The sequence below is a fragment of the Vibrio brasiliensis LMG 20546 genome, from assembly GCF_000189255.1.
GTDB classification, from domain to species: domain Bacteria; phylum Pseudomonadota; class Gammaproteobacteria; order Enterobacterales; family Vibrionaceae; genus Vibrio; species Vibrio brasiliensis.
Map to the genome: position 1 here is coordinate 19,490 of NZ_AEVS01000072.1, position 16,637 is coordinate 36,126.

General features: G+C 44.7%; 15 protein-coding genes. 10 read left to right on the plus strand and 5 right to left on the minus strand.

Annotated features, from left to right (window positions below):
• Positions 1 to 111 precede the first annotated feature (111 nt).
• On the plus strand, positions 112 to 2,106 hold the full coding sequence (gene tkt / locus RH46_RS12545; RefSeq protein ID WP_006879844.1) for a transketolase: 1,995 nt from the start codon (positions 112 to 114) through the stop codon (positions 2,104 to 2,106).
• 82 nt (positions 2,107 to 2,188) lie between these two features.
• Here the strand turns inward: tkt and RH46_RS12550 are convergent, their stop codons facing one another.
• Positions 2,189 to 2,425: a hypothetical protein gene (locus RH46_RS12550; RefSeq protein ID WP_006879845.1), complete on the minus strand. Its 237-nt coding sequence runs from the start codon at positions 2,423 to 2,425 to the stop codon at positions 2,189 to 2,191.
• 199 nt (positions 2,426 to 2,624) lie between these two features.
• Between RH46_RS12550 and epd the strand changes: the two genes are divergently transcribed.
• The 4 genes from epd to mscS all read left to right on the plus strand — a co-directional run bounded on the left by epd (position 2,625) and on the right by mscS (position 7,507).
• Positions 2,625 to 3,659, plus strand: a complete 1,035-nt coding sequence (gene epd / locus RH46_RS12555) for an erythrose-4-phosphate dehydrogenase (protein WP_006879846.1) — start codon at positions 2,625 to 2,627, stop codon at positions 3,657 to 3,659.
• Between the two features lie 264 nt (positions 3,660 to 3,923).
• On the plus strand, positions 3,924 to 5,084 hold the full coding sequence (locus RH46_RS12560; protein WP_006879847.1) for a phosphoglycerate kinase: 1,161 nt from the start codon (positions 3,924 to 3,926) through the stop codon (positions 5,082 to 5,084).
• 155 nt (positions 5,085 to 5,239) lie between these two features.
• A complete protein-coding gene (gene fbaA, locus RH46_RS12565) occupies positions 5,240 to 6,316 on the plus strand; it encodes a class II fructose-bisphosphate aldolase (RefSeq protein WP_006879848.1) in 1,077 nt (358 codons plus the stop codon).
• Positions 6,317 to 6,640: 324 nt separating this feature from the next.
• Positions 6,641 to 7,507 carry a small-conductance mechanosensitive channel MscS gene (mscS, locus tag RH46_RS12570; protein ID WP_006879849.1) on the plus strand — a complete coding sequence of 289 codons (867 nt, stop codon included), beginning with the start codon at positions 6,641 to 6,643 and terminating at the stop codon, positions 7,505 to 7,507.
• 46 nt (positions 7,508 to 7,553) lie between these two features.
• On the opposite strand, the gene RH46_RS12575 is transcribed toward mscS, so the two are convergent.
• On the minus strand, positions 7,554 to 8,054 hold the full coding sequence (locus RH46_RS12575; RefSeq protein WP_006879850.1) for a YbaK/EbsC family protein: 501 nt from the start codon (positions 8,052 to 8,054) through the stop codon (positions 7,554 to 7,556).
• Between the two features lie 17 nt (positions 8,055 to 8,071).
• Positions 8,072 to 8,695 (minus strand): LysE/ArgO family amino acid transporter, encoded by a 624-nt coding sequence (locus tag RH46_RS12580; protein ID WP_006879851.1) that lies wholly within the window; start codon positions 8,693 to 8,695, stop codon positions 8,072 to 8,074.
• Positions 8,696 to 8,836: 141 nt separating this feature from the next.
• On the opposite strand from RH46_RS12580, the gene RH46_RS12585 reads away from it, so the two are divergent.
• Both RH46_RS12585 and RH46_RS12590 read left to right on the plus strand, forming a co-directional pair.
• Positions 8,837 to 9,733: a LysR family transcriptional regulator ArgP gene (locus RH46_RS12585; protein ID WP_006879852.1), complete on the plus strand. Its 897-nt coding sequence runs from the start codon at positions 8,837 to 8,839 to the stop codon at positions 9,731 to 9,733.
• 97 nt (positions 9,734 to 9,830) lie between these two features.
• Entirely contained in the window at positions 9,831 to 10,526 is a 696-nt protein-coding gene (locus RH46_RS12590; RefSeq protein ID WP_006879853.1) for an oxidative stress defense protein, read from the plus strand.
• An 87-nt stretch (positions 10,527 to 10,613) separates the two neighbouring features.
• On the opposite strand, the gene pykF is transcribed toward RH46_RS12590, so the two are convergent.
• The gene (gene pykF / locus RH46_RS12595) at positions 10,614 to 12,026 is read right to left on the minus strand and encodes a pyruvate kinase PykF (RefSeq protein ID WP_006879854.1); all 1,413 of its coding nucleotides are present in this window, start codon (positions 12,024 to 12,026) and stop codon (positions 10,614 to 10,616) included.
• Between the two features lie 431 nt (positions 12,027 to 12,457).
• Here pykF and RH46_RS12605 point away from each other — a divergent pair, with 431 nt between their 5' ends.
• From RH46_RS12605 to RH46_RS21630, 3 genes are all read left to right on the plus strand, one after another.
• A complete protein-coding gene (locus RH46_RS12605) occupies positions 12,458 to 13,219 on the plus strand; it encodes a DeoR/GlpR family DNA-binding transcription regulator (RefSeq protein WP_006879856.1) in 762 nt (253 codons plus the stop codon).
• An 84-nt stretch (positions 13,220 to 13,303) separates the two neighbouring features.
• Positions 13,304 to 15,136, plus strand: coding sequence for a glutamine--fructose-6-phosphate transaminase (isomerizing) (gene glmS / locus RH46_RS12610; RefSeq protein ID WP_006879857.1), 1,833 nt, complete (start codon positions 13,304 to 13,306; stop codon positions 15,134 to 15,136).
• Between the two features lie 280 nt (positions 15,137 to 15,416).
• Positions 15,417 to 16,013: a hypothetical protein gene (locus RH46_RS21630; protein WP_006879858.1), complete on the plus strand. Its 597-nt coding sequence runs from the start codon at positions 15,417 to 15,419 to the stop codon at positions 16,011 to 16,013.
• A 67-nt stretch (positions 16,014 to 16,080) separates the two neighbouring features.
• On the opposite strand, the gene RH46_RS12620 is transcribed toward RH46_RS21630, so the two are convergent.
• On the minus strand, positions 16,081 to 16,611 hold the full coding sequence (locus tag RH46_RS12620; protein ID WP_006879859.1) for an MltR family transcriptional regulator: 531 nt from the start codon (positions 16,609 to 16,611) through the stop codon (positions 16,081 to 16,083).
• Positions 16,612 to 16,637: the final 26 nt, after the last annotated feature.

Sequence of the window (16,637 nt, forward strand, 5' to 3'; positions counted from 1 at the left end):
AGGATATTTGTGGAAAAATGCGCTGGAAAACGTTTGCACAGCTCAGAGTGCTTTGAGAGAATTATCGCCCACTTATATTTTATGATTCGCTTAATGCACTCAGGAGCTGACATGTCTTCTCGTCAACATCTCGCTAACGCAATCCGCGCTCTAAGCATGGATGGTGTACAACAAGCTAACTCGGGCCACCCAGGCGCACCTATGGGTATGGCTGATATCGCCGAAGTACTTTGGCGTTCGCACCTAAACCACAACCCTGCAAACCCAGAGTGGGCTGACCGCGACCGTTTCGTGTTATCAAACGGCCACGGCTCTATGCTGATTTACTCGCTGCTACACCTTTCTGGTTACGAGCTGTCTATCGACGATCTTAAAAATTTCCGTCAGCTACACTCAAAAACTCCGGGTCACCCAGAGTACGGTTATGCGCCGGGTGTTGAAACGACTACAGGTCCTCTAGGTCAGGGTATCACTAACGCTGTTGGTATGGCGCTAGCTGAGAAGACTCTTGCTGCACAGTTCAACAAAGAAGGCCACGACATCGTTGACCACTTCACTTATGCATTCATGGGTGATGGCTGTCTGATGGAAGGTATCTCTCACGAAGCATGTTCTCTGGCTGGTACGCTAGGTCTGGGCAAACTGATCGCATTCTGGGATGACAACGGTATCTCTATCGACGGTCACGTTGAAGGCTGGTTCTCTGACGATACACCTAAGCGTTTTGAAGCGTACGGCTGGCATGTCATTCCTGCAGTAGACGGTCACGATCCTGAAGCGATCAACGCGGCTATCATTGCAGCTAAAGCGGATCCACGCCCAACTCTGATTTGTACTAAAACAGTGATCGGTTTCGGTTCACCAAACAAATCTGGTTCACACGACTGTCACGGTGCACCACTTGGCGCTGAAGAAATTGCGGCTACTCGTAAGCAACTTGGCTGGGAACACGGTCCATTTGAAATCCCAGCTGACGTATATGCACAGTGGGATGCAAAAGCTGCAGGTGCTGAGAAAGAAGCGGCATGGAATGCTAAGTTTGATGCGTACGCAGCAGCTTACCCAGTTGAAGCGGCTGAGCTTAAGCGTCGCCTGAATGGCGAGCTTCCTGCTGAGTGGGAAGAGAAAGCAAACGCAATCATTGCTGACCTTCAGGCTAACCCAGCAAACATCGCATCACGTAAAGCATCTCAAAATGCTCTAGAAGCGTTTGGTGCAATGCTACCTGAATTTCTGGGTGGCTCTGCTGACCTGGCACCTTCTAACCTGACAATGTGGTCTGGCTCTAAGTCAGTATCTGCTGAAGATGCATCAGGTAACTACATCCACTACGGTGTTCGTGAGTTTGGTATGACAGCAATCATGAACGGTATTGCGCTACACGGTGGTTTCGTACCATACGGTGCAACCTTCCTGATGTTCATGGAATACGCTCGTAACGCAATGCGTATGGCTGCTCTGATGAAAGTTCAGAACATTCAGGTTTACACTCACGACTCAATCGGTCTAGGCGAAGATGGTCCAACTCACCAACCAGTTGAGCAAATGGCTTCTCTACGTCTGACGCCAAACATGAGCACATGGCGTCCATGTGACCAGGTTGAATCAGCAGTTGCTTGGAAACTGGCTATCGAACGTAAAGACGGTCCGACGTCGCTAATCTTTTCTCGTCAGAACCTTGCACAGCAAGAGCGTGATGCAGAGCAACTAGCGAACATCGCTAAAGGTGCTTACATCCTGAAAGACTGCGCAGGCAAACCTGAGCTTATCCTTATCGCAACAGGTTCTGAAGTTGAACTAGCGGTAGAAGCAGCAGCTCAGCTAACCGCTGAAGGTAAGCAAGTACGCGTTGTTTCAATGCCATCTACAGATGCATTCGACAAGCAAGATGCGGCTTACCGCGAAGCAGTACTACCATCTGACGTAACAACTCGTATCGCTATCGAAGCGGGTATTGCTGACTTCTGGTACAAGTACGTTGGTTTCGGTGGCAAGATCATCGGTATGACGACATTCGGTGAATCTGCACCAGCAGGCGAACTGTTCAAGATGTTCGGTTTCACTACTGAGAACGTTGTGAACACAGCGAAAGAACTACTCGCGTAATATTCTTCCGAGTATTGGCAAAATAAAAAACCGAGCTGAAAGCTCGGTTTTTTAATGCGTCCAGTTCGAGTCAATCAGCTAACTACTCAAACTCATCGCCTTTATTATCTTTCTCTTTATGACCACATACTTTACAAGTGACATATCTGTCCATGTCGTAGTAGTGACCACCATTAATAAAGGTATGAGCCATCAATTTGATTCTACCTACGAGAGAAGTGTCCGTGTCGTAGCTGCTGGGCTTTCTCACAAGCACTTCACTGTGGGGCGTTTGTTGGTCGCATTGCTTACAAAAGTGAGCGGCTGGGAATCCAGACATAGTCATTTCCTTTGGTTGATTAAACTAGGAAAGAAACAGCCAATCGGAGAACAACTTGCTCGAAGTTACTATGTATATTGCGACCATATTAATCAAGTTTAATATTATTAAACCTTCGACGCACGTCACTAACTTAATGCGCTTTTGATAGCTATCGGTTACTATTTGTGACACGAAAATCATGTAAGGCGATGGAATCATGCTAAGAGTTGCGATCAATGGATTTGGACGTATCGGTCGTAATGTACTGCGAGCAGTATATGAAAGTGGCAAAAGCCAACAGATTAAAGTAGTAGCGGTTAATGAGTTGGCGCAGCCTGATGCTATGGCGCATCTACTTCAGTACGACACTAGCCACGGTCGTTTTGGCAAGAAGGTGACCAACGATCAGGAACATATTTATATTCACCACGACAGCGGTGAATTTGATTCTATACGTATCCTTCATCTGAGCGAGATTGAACTCCTGCCTTGGCGTGATTTGGAAGTCGATCTGGTTCTTGATTGCACTGGCGTGTTTGGCTCTCAAGCTGATGGCCAGGAACACATGAAAGCGGGTGCTAAAAAAGTACTCTTTTCTCATCCTGGCGCGAGCGATCTCGACAACACCATTATTTATGGTGTTAACCACGATACACTAAAAGCTGAGCACAAAGTTGTCTCCAACGGTTCTTGTACCACCAACTGTATCGTACCCATCATTAAAGCACTGGATGATGCGTTTGAGATTGAGTCGGGCACCATCACCACTATCCATTCATCAATGAATGATCAGCAGGTCATTGATGCTTACCATTCCGATCTACGTCGTACTCGCGCAGCGAGTCAATCGATCATTCCTGTAGACACTAAGTTGCATAAGGGTATTGAAAGAATCTTCCCGAAATTTTCTAACAAATTTGAGGCGATTTCAGTACGAGTACCGACTGTTAACGTTACTGCAATGGATTTAAGTGTCACAATTAATACAAATGTGAAAGTTAATGACGTAAATCAAACCATTGTTAACGCATCTCAGTGTACATTACAGGGCATTGTTGACTATACTGAAGCGCCGCTCGTTTCTATCGACTTTAATCATGATCCCCATAGCGCGATTGTCGATGGTACACAGACTCGAGTTAGTAACGGCCATCTAGTTAAGATGCTTGTATGGTGTGACAACGAATGGGGCTTTGCGAATCGTATGCTGGATACTGCGCTCGCAATGCAAACTGCTCCCCGTCATATTTGACGCTGCAGCGTTGTTGACTGCTTAAATACACCCTAATCACATAGTAGATCTATGCTCATAGGGCTGAATTTACTTGTCGCCTAGCTGCAACGCCAACTATCTAGGGGATAAATGTAGTTTGCGGCATGGAGAAATATTTATTTTTACCCTTGAAATAAATATGAAGTATCTCCATATCAAAACCAGTTTGAAGAATTATTGAGCTTGGCAGGGTTGCCGGGTGACTGAAAAACTTTACTTATTTAATATTTGAGAGGACACATCATGTCTGTAATCAAGATGACTGACCTGGATCTAGCAGGTAAACGTGTATTTATCCGTGCGGACCTAAACGTACCAGTAAAAGAAGGCAAAGTGACTTCTGATGCACGTATCTTAGCATCTCTACCAACTATCAAGCACTGTCTAGAAGCAGGCGCTAAAGTTATGGTTACTTCTCACCTAGGTCGTCCAACTGAAGGTGAATACGCAGAAGAGTTCTCTCTACAACCTGTAGTTAACTACCTAAACGACGCACTAGATTGCGAAGTTAAGCTAGCAAAAGATTACCTAGAAGGCCTAGAGCTGAACACTGGTGAGCTTGTTGTTCTTGAAAACGTTCGCTTCAACAAAGGCGAGAAGAAGAACGAAGAAGAGCTATCTAAGAAGTATGCTGCACTATGTGACATCTTCGTTATGGATGCATTCGGTACAGCTCACCGTGCACAAGCGTCAACTCACGGTGTTGGCATGAACGCTCCTGTAGCATGTGCTGGTCCTCTTCTAGCCGCTGAACTAGAAGCACTAGGTAAAGCAATGGACAACCCAGAGCGTCCACTAGTTGCTATCGTTGGTGGTTCTAAAGTTTCTACTAAACTAACAGTTCTAGAGTCTCTATCTAAAGTTGCTGACCAACTAGTTGTTGGTGGTGGTATCGCGAACACATTCATTGCTGCAGCAGGCCACAACGTAGGTAAGTCTCTATACGAAGCTGATCTGGTTGAAACAGCTCAAAAACTAATGAAAGAGTGTTCAATCCCAGTGGCGACTGACGTTGCATGTGCGAAAGCATTCGACGAGAACGCTGAAGCTGAAATCAAGCACGTATCTGAAGTTGCTGATGACGACATGATTTTCGACCTGGGTCCTGATTCAACTGCAGCTCTAGCTGAAATTATCGCTAACGCGAAAACTATCCTTTGGAACGGTCCTGTAGGTGTATTCGAATTCAAGAACTTCGAAGCAGGTACTAAAGGTATCTCTGAAGCAATCGCTCAGTCTGCAGGTTTCTCTGTAGCAGGTGGTGGTGACACGCTAGCAGCTATCGACAAGTTCGGTATCAAAGCTGACGTTTCTTACATCTCTACTGGTGGCGGTGCTTTCCTTGAGTTTGTAGAAGGTAAAGTACTTCCTGCTGTAGCAATGCTTGAAGAGCGCGCTAAGTAATTAAATGAAAGCGGGGGAAGTGATTCTCCCGCTTTCTTGTTTGCTGCACATCACACTTTTTTTGCTAGAATAGCGCACGTTGTGAGCAAACGTTTGCAAGAATTTAAACTTAACAAGTTTTATTTTTAAAACGACAGATAAATAGGATTAAATCCATGTCTAAGATCTTCGATTTCGTAAAACCAGGTGTAATCTCTGGCGATGACGTACAGAAAGTTTTTGAAGTTGCTAAAGAAAACAACTTCGCTCTACCAGCAGTAAACGTTGTTGGTACTGACTCTGTAAACGCAGTACTAGAAGCAGCAGCGAAAGTTAAATCTCCAGTTGTTGTTCAGTTCTCTAACGGCGGTGCAGCTTTCTTCGCTGGTAAAGGCGTTAAACTTGAAGGTCAAGGTGCTCAAATCCTTGGTGCTGTAGCTGGTGCTAAATACGTTCACGCTGTAGCTGAAGCTTACGGTGTGCCAGTTATCCTACACACTGACCACGCTGCTAAGAAACTTCTTCCATGGATCGACGGTCTACTAGACGCTGGTGAAGAGTTCTTCGCTCAAACTGGTAAGCCTCTATTCTCTTCTCACATGCTAGACCTTTCTGAAGAGTCTCTAGAAGAGAACATCGAAACATGTGCTAAGTACCTAGAGCGCATGGCTAAAATGAACATGACAATCGAGATCGAACTTGGTTGTACTGGTGGTGAAGAAGATGGCGTTGATAACTCTGATATGGACGCATCTGAGCTTTACACTTCTCCAGAAGACGTTGCATACGCATACGAGAAACTAAGCGCAGTTAGCCCACGTTTCACTATCGCTGCATCTTTCGGTAACGTACACGGCGTATACAAGCCAGGTAACGTTGTTCTAACTCCAACTATCCTACGTGACTCTCAAGCATACTGTGCAGAGAAGTTCGGTATTGCACCAAACGCTCTAAACTTCGTATTCCACGGTGGTTCAGGTTCTACTGAAGCTGAAATCCAAGAGTCTATTGGCTACGGTGTTATCAAAATGAACATCGATACTGATACTCAGTGGGCAACTTGGGATGGTATCCGTAAGTACGAAGCTGAAAACCGTGATTACCTACAAGGTCAAATCGGTAACCCAACTGGCGAAGATGCACCAAACAAGAAGTACTACGATCCACGCGTATGGCTACGTGCTGGTCAAGCTTCAATGGTAGCGCGTCTAGAGAAAGCATTCGCTGACCTAAACGCAGTAGACGTACTATAATTCGTCTTACAAGCATTGATAAAAAGCCGCTCATTGAGCGGCTTTTTTTGTTTTGGAGCTCGTAAAGATCCTAAGCGGTCCAGTCTCAATAAAAAGTCTGGCGAAAATAGAACTCTTTGCGTAATCTTGTAGAGGCTTATCGGACTTTTCTGATAAGCCTTTGTTTTCGCTCTCTTTGCAAAAACTTGACTTTATACATAGTCAAAAGTGATATCGTGCCGAAAAATTGGCATTGCTTCAGCAAATATATATAGATGTCATTGTTGATTAATAATCTAAAGCAGTTTGATTCATAGAATCATAATATTTTTTGAGGATACAAATATGGCAGGTGAATCAGCGGGGATCGATACTCCCCTAGTTGATGGTTTAAGCCAAGCGGAAAAATGGCTAACAAATAATTCTGATTTACTGGTTCAGTACGGTGTGAATATCATCTCTGCGGTTCTGATCCTGTTTATCGGTAACATTATCGTTAAAGCAGTAGCGAACAGTGTTTCTAAAGTTTTAGAAAAGAAAAACATGGATAAGGCAGTTGTTGAGTTTGTTCACGGCCTGGTTCGTTACCTACTATTCGTTATTGTACTGATTGCTGCATTGGGTCGTGTTGGTGTTCAAACAGCATCTGTTGTTGCTGTTATCGGTGCTGCCGGTCTTGCTGTTGGTCTTGCTCTGCAAGGCTCACTATCTAACTTTGCGGCAGGTGTTCTGATTGTTGCCTTTCGTCCATTTAAGTCTGGTGACTATGTGGAAATTGGTGGCGTTGCAGGTAGCGTAGAAGCGATTCAGATTTTCCAAACAGTACTGAAAACTCCTGACAACAAGATGGTTGTAGTACCAAACTCAGGTGTTATCGGCAGTCCTATCACGAACTACTCTCGCCATGAAACGCGCCGTGTAGATCTTGTTATCGGTGTTTCTTACAGTGCTGACCTTAAGCAGACTAAACAAGTGATTCGTGATGTACTAGAGAAAGACACACGTATTCTTAAAGATCCTGATATCCAGATCGGTGTTTTGGCACTTGCTGATTCTTCAGTGAACTTTGTGGTTCGTCCATGGTGTAAAACTGCGGATTACTGGGACGTGTACTTCGATTCAACCCAGGCAATCAAAGAAGCGTTGGATGAAGCGGGTATTGAAATTCCATTCCCACAAATGGATGTTCACTTGAACAAAGTAGACGCTTAATCGAGTCATCAAATCAACAGAAAGCGAGGCAGTAGCCTCGCTTTTTTTATGCCTGGTTTGATGTGGTGAGTTCGAAGATAGGGTTGTTTAGTTCTGTGAGTATTTTATGCAGTGATGAGCTAGAGAAGCCAATTGTAAACTCAGGGTCTGCGGGGGTGTATAGAATCTCTTCTGTTTGATATAAGCCTGTGTCTACGATAATCGGGATCTCTTCGGGGATACCAAATGGACACACCGCACCTGGCACACAACCTAACTGTTGAGTCATCTCTTGGTCACTGCATATTGATGGACGTTTACCAAGTAGTGACTTGATTGCTTTAGTATCAAGCCTTTGATCTTTGTGGGTAAGATACAGAGCAAAACCGCTTCCTTTCAGTTTCAGAAACAGGCTTTTACTGTGCGTCCCTGTCCAACCCAGTCTTTCAGCCACAATGAGGTCGGTGGCAAAGTCTAGGATAGGTTCATGTTGCCATTGGCGATACTCAATCTCTAAGCCTTTAAGTAGCGAGATGTTGAACTGATAGATCTGATCCAGCTTGTTCATGGTGGCTTCCTAATTCCTTAAATAGTTAAATGCTTGAAAAGCATCACTGCAATAGTAAACATCATTAGCGCTACCCCGATATCAATTGCTTTTCTGACTTTGGGTTGCGACAAGGTTGGAGCGAGCTTTGCTGCGCCTAACGAAAGCGAGTAGAACCAGACAAAGGAAGCCAAAATCGTTCCGGCAGCAAATGCCAGCCTGTCATGGCCTTCGAACTGTCCGCCGATCGAACCTAAAATAACCACAGTATCTAAATAGAGATGCGGATTAAGTACCGTAACGGCTAGGGCGCCGACTATGACTGCTTTTCTACCTCTCGATCTGATACGGCCAGGATTAACACTCTCGTCAGCACCCCCAGAAAATGCACTTCTAAGAGAAATAATGCCATAGACGGTTAAGAATATAATGCCGCCAATGGTAACCATTGTGAGTAAGGTTGTATTGCTGGCAAGTAGTGCTCCGCCGCCGAAGATTCCCAGTGAAATAAACAGTGCATCGAGCAAGCTACATATGGTTGCTGTCGTGAGGTGGTGATGGCGTTTGATGCCCTGATTAAGCACGTAAGCATTTTGAGCGCCAATAGGAATTATCATACTCGCACCTAAACCAAACCCTTGTAAAACTAGCCAGAAATTCACTGTTAAGACTCCTTTGTTGATTGGCCATATCTTGAGAGAACAACATAAGAGAGATAGGTTTATTAGTGAAATTAATGATTTTAATGAATGATAAGTTTTGCTAATTTTTATAGGTTTAGATACCTAAATATAAGGATTCTCATGCGTGGCTTAGATTATAAATGGATTGAAGCTCTTGAAGCTGTGGTCAACCAAGGAAGTTTCGAACGCGCCGCGCAACAGCTATGTATTTCTCAATCGGCTGTTTCACAAAGGGTTAAGCAACTGGAAAAGTTTCTCGCCAAGTCGGTGCTGATTCGAGAGCAACCACCGAGGCTGACGACGGCGGGTAAAAAACTGATGGGTCTTTATCACAGAGTACAGTTGCTTGAGAGTGAGGTGCTTCCAGAACTGACTAACCAAGAGAGTTTACGTCCTGTTCAGATCTTTATTGCCACTAACGCGGACAGCTTAGCAACTTGGTTGTTACCAGCCCTCACTCCGATCATGACGACACGCCATGTCGAGTTTGACTTAGCCGTTCATGGTGAAGATCGAACCCTGGACAAACTAAAGAAAGGCGAGGTGACAGGCGCGATTAGCTGGGAGTCTGAACCTATATCTGGCTGCTATGCCGAGTATTTAGGGCGTATGGACTATGTCTGCGTAGCTAACCCGGAGTTTGCTCAGCGCTACTTCGCCAATGGGGTGACGCGGGAGGCGTTAAAACGCGCACCTGCGGTTGCGTTTGACCAATATGATGAAATGCATCAGATGTTTTTGAAGCAGCACTTCAACCTCTCTCCGGAGGTGATTACTCATCATCGAGTCGCCAGTTCAGAAGCGTTTGTCAAATTGGCACTGCTTGGTTCTGCCTACTGTTTGATACCGCGCTTACAGATCAGTCAAGAGCTGGAGCAGGGGACTCTGGTTGATCTCATGCCGGGTTTCTTACTCAGCTTTAAGATTTATTGGCACCATTGGCAGTTAGAGACCGGATTATTGAAAGAGATCACTCAGGCGATCGTGGAGTACAGTCGCCAAGAACTGCCAAAATAGTGCTGGGTTAATTCTTTGTCAGAACAGCGTACAACGCTTGGTCAAAATGCGTTCGTTACCTATGATGTATGCAGTTAAGTCCACATGGTAATTAAGTATGAAAGCTGTTTCTTCTGTTATTGCATCACTGTCCCTAGCCATGCTGAGCTTCGGTGCAGTGGCTAACTCTCCTGACTTTCCTCACCTCTCTACCACTGGTTACGGTGAAGTGATTGCAACGCCTGATATGGCTCAGTTTTCTGTCAAAGTGGTCGAGTCCACAATGACAGCGGAGCAGGCTAAACAGTCAGTAGACAAAGTCGTGTCAGATTTTCTGGGCGCATTAGCTAAGGAAGGAGTGGAGAGCCAAAATATCACCAGTTCCAACCTCTACATTACGCCTCAATACCACTACCCTAAAAAAGGTAAACCAGAACTGGTTGGCTACCGTGCGTCGCGCAGCATTACCGTTACCGTTGATCAACTGGCGGATCTTAATCGATATCTGGATCTTGCTTTGAACTCAGGTATTAATCAGGTCGATAATATTCAGCTTCAGGTAAAGGATCAGGAGCAGTACCAGCAGAAAGCGCGCTTAGCAGCGATCAAAGATGCCAATAGCAAAGCGGAATCTCTGGCAGAAGGTTTTGGTAAGGATCTGAATGGTGTCTGGCAAATTAACTATAACATGTCTGGACAACAACCAATCCTGATGAGATCGATGGCGATGGATGCCAAAGTAGAATCGAACAGTTATCAAGACTCACGAATCGTGATTCGCGATCGCGTTGATGTTATCTACAAGCTGGATTAATAACTCACAACGCTGGATTTAGATTAGTGTGTTTTGAATATTAAAAAAGAGGGCCGAGGCCCTCTTTTTTTGTCTGTAGCGTTTCTATTATAGAACGTGTACAGAAGCAGTGTTAGTTGTGCCTGAAGCTACTAGAGCACCAGAAACCATCACAACGATATCACCTTTGTTACCTAGACCTGATTCTAGAGCAAGTTCTTTACCAGCTACGTAGAATGCGTCAGTGCTGTCGATAGAATCAACAACTACTGGAGTAACACCTTTAGTAAGAACTAGCTGAGCAGCAGTCTTAGTGTTAGTTGTCAGTGCTAGGATGTTTGCAGTTGGGAAGTACTTACGTACTGAGCGAGCTGATTTACCGCCCTCAGTTGCAACAACGATAAGTGGAGCTGCTAGTTTTTCAGCTGTGTCTACTGCGCCTTTACATACTGCTTCAGTGATGCGTAGACGTGGGCTGTCTAGACGAGAACCTAGCTCAGCTTTTAGAGCTGAATCAGTACGGTTCGCGATTTGAGCCATGATAGTTACAGCTTCAACTGGGTACTTACCTTTAGCAGTTTCACCAGAAAGCATTACAGCGTCAGTACCGTCCATCACTGCGTTAGCAACGTCACCAGCTTCTGCACGAGTAGGACGTGGGTTGTTGATCATAGAATCAAGCATTTGAGTTGCAGTGATAACCATCTTACGTGCACGGTTACACTTCTCAATCATCATCTTCTGAGCGAAGATTACTTCTTCAGCTGGGATTTCAACACCTAGGTCACCACGAGCAACCATGATGCCGTCAGAAAGCTCTAGGATCTCGTCGAAGTTATCAACACCTTCTTGGTTTTCGATCTTAGAGATGATGTGGATGTTCTCGCCGCCGTTTGCAGCAAGTACTTCACGGATTTCTTGAACGTCAGAAGCTTTACGGATGAAAGAAGCAGCAACGAAGTCAACGCCTTGCTCACAACCGAATTTAAGGTCGTTTTTATCTTTTTCAGACAGAGCTGGTAGGTTTACAGATACGCCTGGAAGGTTAACACCTTTGTTTTCGCCTAGAGCACCGTTGTTAAGAACTTTACACTTAACTTCAGTTTCAGAAGTCGCAAGTACTTCCATTTCGATTAGACCGTCGTCTACTAGGATAGTGTTGCCAACGTTTAGGTCAGCTGCAAAGCCTGCGTAAGTTACTGCTACTTTGTCTTTGTTACCAACAACTGAAGTGTCAGTTGTGAAAGTGAACTCTTGACCAGCTACTAGATCAACGTCGTCGCCGTTTTCTAGTTTGATAGTACGGATTTCTGGACCTTTAGTGTCTAGAAGGATTGCAAGCTGCTTGCCAGACTCTGCCATTACTTTGCGGAAGTTCGCGATACGAGTGCCGTGCTCTTCGTAGTCACCGTGAGAGAAGTTAAGACGCATAACGTTCATGCCTGCGTTTACTAGTTCAGTTAGCTTCTCTACAGATTCAGTTTTAGGGCCAATCGTACATACGATTTTGGTCTTTTTCATGGAAGATACTCTCCGGTCAATATATTTACAATTTGAAAGTCGGTTATTGGTCTGAAGCAACTACAAGTGTTGAGGCATTTTGTGCCTGCCAACTTATCAACACGGTAGCTTTATGCTGTGGCTCCAGAACTGAAAGTCTTTCACCAAGTTTAGTCATTTTATGACCAACTGGTTGGGAATTTAGGCCGTATTTCTGTGACAAAACTAGGATATCTTGGCTAGGTTGCAAAAAAATAACGGTCATTTCTGTAATTTTTTTTCTTTTCGGGTGCGAATTCTACCACCGAATCATTTCAATATCACTGGTTAAGAATTGTCTTAGGACAAGGTTTTTGCGCTATTTATTAATTTTTTGGATCGAAATAAATGGACATAAAACTTTCGACTTGACTATAATTGCTTTCACTTCGAAACTTTAAAGTAAATATTAAATGTCGAAACGAAACACTCAGCTAAGAAGACATGCAATTTCTAATCTGGTTAATGAAAAAGGTGAGGTCAGTGTCGAGGCCTTATCTATTCAATTTGAAACTTCGGAAGTAACGATCAGAAAGGATCTCGCTTCTTTAGAAAAAAATGGCCAGCTACTTCGCCGTTATGGTGGTGCGATTGCATTGCCGAAAGAAGTGGTTAGTGATGAATTAAGCGAAAATGTTTCGATTCGAAAGAATGAACTGGCTCAAGCGGCTGCTAAGCTGATTCGAGAGCACAACCGTATTGTTATTGATAGTGGAAGCACAACTGGTGCTTTAATCAGGCAGCTTGACGGTATGCGTGGGCTTATCGTTATGACAAATTCTCTTAACGTAGCGAATGCACTCAATGAGCTGGAAAGTGAGCCTACTTTGCTAATGACAGGTGGTACCTGGGATGCACATTCTGAGTCGTTTCAGGGTCAGGTTGCAGAATCTGTTCTACGATCATATGACTTCGACCAGCTGTTTATTGGAGCCGATGGTGTTGACTTAGATCGTGGCACGACGACTTTCAATGAACTTGTTGGACTGAGCAAGGTGATGGCCGAAGTATCACGTGAAGTGATCGTGATGGTGGAGTCTGAGAAGATTGGCCGCAAAATCCCCAACCTGGAGCTGGCATGGGATGCTATCGATATATTGATTACAAACAAAGACTTAAACCCTGAGTTCAAACAAAAAATAGAAGCTCATGGTGTCAAAGTTGTTTGCGCTTAACTTAATACCGAATTTATAAAACTTAACTCTCCGAATCAGGCCTTTGCTTGCTGCCGATCGGAACAAATATAAGGGAGTTGAACTATGTGTGGAATCGTCGGTGCAGTGGCACAGCGAGATGTAGCAGAAATTTTAGTAGAAGGTCTACGTCGTCTGGAATACCGAGGTTATGACTCGGCTGGTGTCGCGGTCGTTGATAGCGAGTCAAACCTGACACGTCTGCGCCGTTTAGGCAAAGTACAAGAGCTTGCTGACGCGGTAGACTCGGCAGAGGTGACCGGTGGTACTGGTATCGCTCATACACGTTGGGCGACGCATGGTGAGCCTTCTGAAGCAAATGCACACCCACACATGTCTGGCGATATTGCTGTTGTGCACAACGGCATTATTGAGAACCATGAAGAACTCCGTGAACTTCTTAAATCACGCGGTTACGTATTCCAGTCTCAAACGGATACAGAAGTCATTGCTCACCTGGTTGAGTGGGAACTACGTACATCTGAATCTTTAATCGAAGCGTTCCAGAAAACGGCCAAGCAACTTGAAGGTGCTTACGGCACAGTAGCGCTAGATCGTAAAGATCCTTCTCGCATTGTCGTTGCGCGTTCTGGTAGCCCGATTGTTATTGGTTTCGGAGTTGGCGAAAACTTCCTGGCATCAGACCAACTTGCACTACTTAATGTGACTCGTCGTTTTATGTACCTGGAAGAGGGCGACGTTGCAGAAATCACTCGTCGTGAAGTGACTGTATTTGATCAGAGTGGTGAATGCGTAGAGCGCGAAATCATTGAATCTAACGCTGAGCATGATGCTGGTGATAAAGGCCAATACCGCCACTTCATGCAAAAAGAGATCTACGAACAGCCAACAGCATTGATCAATACCATGGAAGGCCGTATCACAGCGGATTCCGTTGTAACTGAAGCGATTGGTGTCAATGCGGCAGAAATCTTAAGCAAAGTTGAACACGTTCAGATCGTAGCTTGTGGTACCTCTTATAACGCAGGTATGACGGCACGTTACTGGTTTGAAGATATTGCTGGTGTTAGCTGTGACGTTGAGATTGCCTCTGAGTTCCGTTACCGCAAGTTTGTTACTCGTCCAAACAGCCTGCTTATTACTTTGTCTCAGTCAGGTGAAACGGCGGATACACTAGCGGCGCTTCGCCTAGCCAAAGAGAAGGGCTACATGGCAGCGATGACTATCTGTAATGTTGCTGGCTCTTCTTTGGTTCGTGAATCTGACTTTGCATTCATGACTCGCGCGGGTGTGGAAATTGGTGTTGCCTCAACTAAAGCCTTTACCACTCAGCTTTCGGCGTTATTAATGCTTGTGACAGCACTTGGTAAGCAGCAAAACCGCATCAGCAAAGAGAAAGAGCAAGAGATCGTAGCAGCACTGCATGCGCTACCTAAGCAAATCAATGCTGCACTTTCGTTTGAGAAAGAGATCGAAGAGCTGGCTACAGACTTTGCCGACAAGCACCATACACTGTTCCTCGGTCGTGGTGAGTTCTACCCAATCGCGATGGAAGCTTCTCTTAAACTGAAAGAGATCTCGTACATCCACGCGGAAGCCTACGCAGCGGGTGAACTGAAACATGGCCCGTTAGCGTTGATTGATGCAGATATGCCGGTGGTGGTTGTGGCTCCAAGCAATGAATTACTAGAGAAACTAAAATCGAACGTTGAAGAAGTTCGTGCTCGTGGTGGTCTGCTGTATGTATTCGCTGATGCTGAAGCTGGCTTTGAAGCTGATGAAACCATGAAGATCATCACTATGCCTCACGTTAGTGACATTACAGCGCCAATTTACTACACAATTCCAATGCAGTTGTTGTCGTACTATGTTGCCCTAATTAAAGGTACTGACGTTGACCAGCCACGTAATCTGGCGAAAGCCGTTACTGTTGAGTAATTGATACAGAGTGGTTGGCCACTCATAGAAAATAAGACAAGCGCTAATCACGCCCGATAAACGAGATAAGTTTATCGGGCGTTTTTGTTTTGTCGGTACTTCGAATACTTACCGAATATCCACTCGTTGTTGAACAGTGGTTTCACTTGCTGTGGGATGTTTATTCAAATAATCAATATTGATTGAATAATGAATCAAATCAATGACTGGGAATAGGTTAACTATCCGTAAGTTAGCGGTCGCTTTCTTGGACAATGTTTGAGCAATTCAAGGATAAACAATGAGGTATAGTTTTCTTTTTCTGCTGTTAATAACAGCAACTGCCCAGTCTCAACAGGATAATAGTAAGTTTAAATTTAATCAGGATTACATTTATCTTGGTGGTTCATTTAATCGCGTAACGAATCTTTCAACGACTTCGAACAGCTATGAGTTTGGGCCGGGAATATCCCTGAGTGTCGGCCACTCTTGGGTTTCTGGTAGTAAGTGGAATTTTAACTGGGAACTTGAGTATTTCAACATGGGTGAATTGGATCTTGAGAACACAAGTAGTTCGGAGCCCTATAATGTTGGCACTGGAGCATCGGCACTTTCAATAAGCTTCAAGCCAGTATTCAGGCCATCAGGAAGTGGTTTCTTTATCGGTGGCCTTGCTGGATTTGGCAAATACACATTCGAGAAAAATCGGTTATCGCTTGATGCCACGCATGGTCATGATGTTACAGAAAGCGATTATGGCATGGCTATGGGTGGTGAGCTTGGCTATGAATTTGACAGGTTAATTCTTTCTGCAGGCTATCGCAGTATGTCTTCGACAATGTTTGGTCAGACAGTCAATATGTCATCGCTATCATTTGGTGGTCGTTACAAGTTTTAGTCTGAATTCGTAGTACTAGACATGAAAAGGAGTGGAGGTCTGCGCCTCTACTCCGTACGCAAGAGGGTTAGAATGGACTCTCTTTGCCGAGTTCATTACAGATCTCGACAATCGCCAGTGAGAGCCCCGATTTGATAATTTGCTGCTGACGCTGTAGTTGAAGGCGATAAAACTCTAGGTCTATATCGTCATCTGGCTCCGATACTTCCAACTGAACCATTCCCATTGTTTGCACCAGATTAAGCTGCTTGATAGGTGCCAGGATATTCGGGTCGGTAAATTCGTAATCAGAAGCATCACTGTTAAGCTTATTTTTTATCTTAATAATGTCTTCTATGTCGTGGTAGACATTGTCAGGCAGCACACCTAAACCATAGAGAAGCTTCAACCGCACAGATAGGTCACCTAAGGGACCAGAGTCATGCAGTAATGGTCCGACAACGGACTGGACTGCAAAGTTATCTTTTTGGAAGATTCTTTGAATGAGTGCGTCAATAGACTCATCAAATACGTCTACGGCAGCAATGAAAAAACCGCGCACTGACGGTGCGCTGTTTAATCGCTCTATAATTTCAGTTTCATTTATCTTGTCTGCCATATACTGAACTAAATACTTTGTTGAGA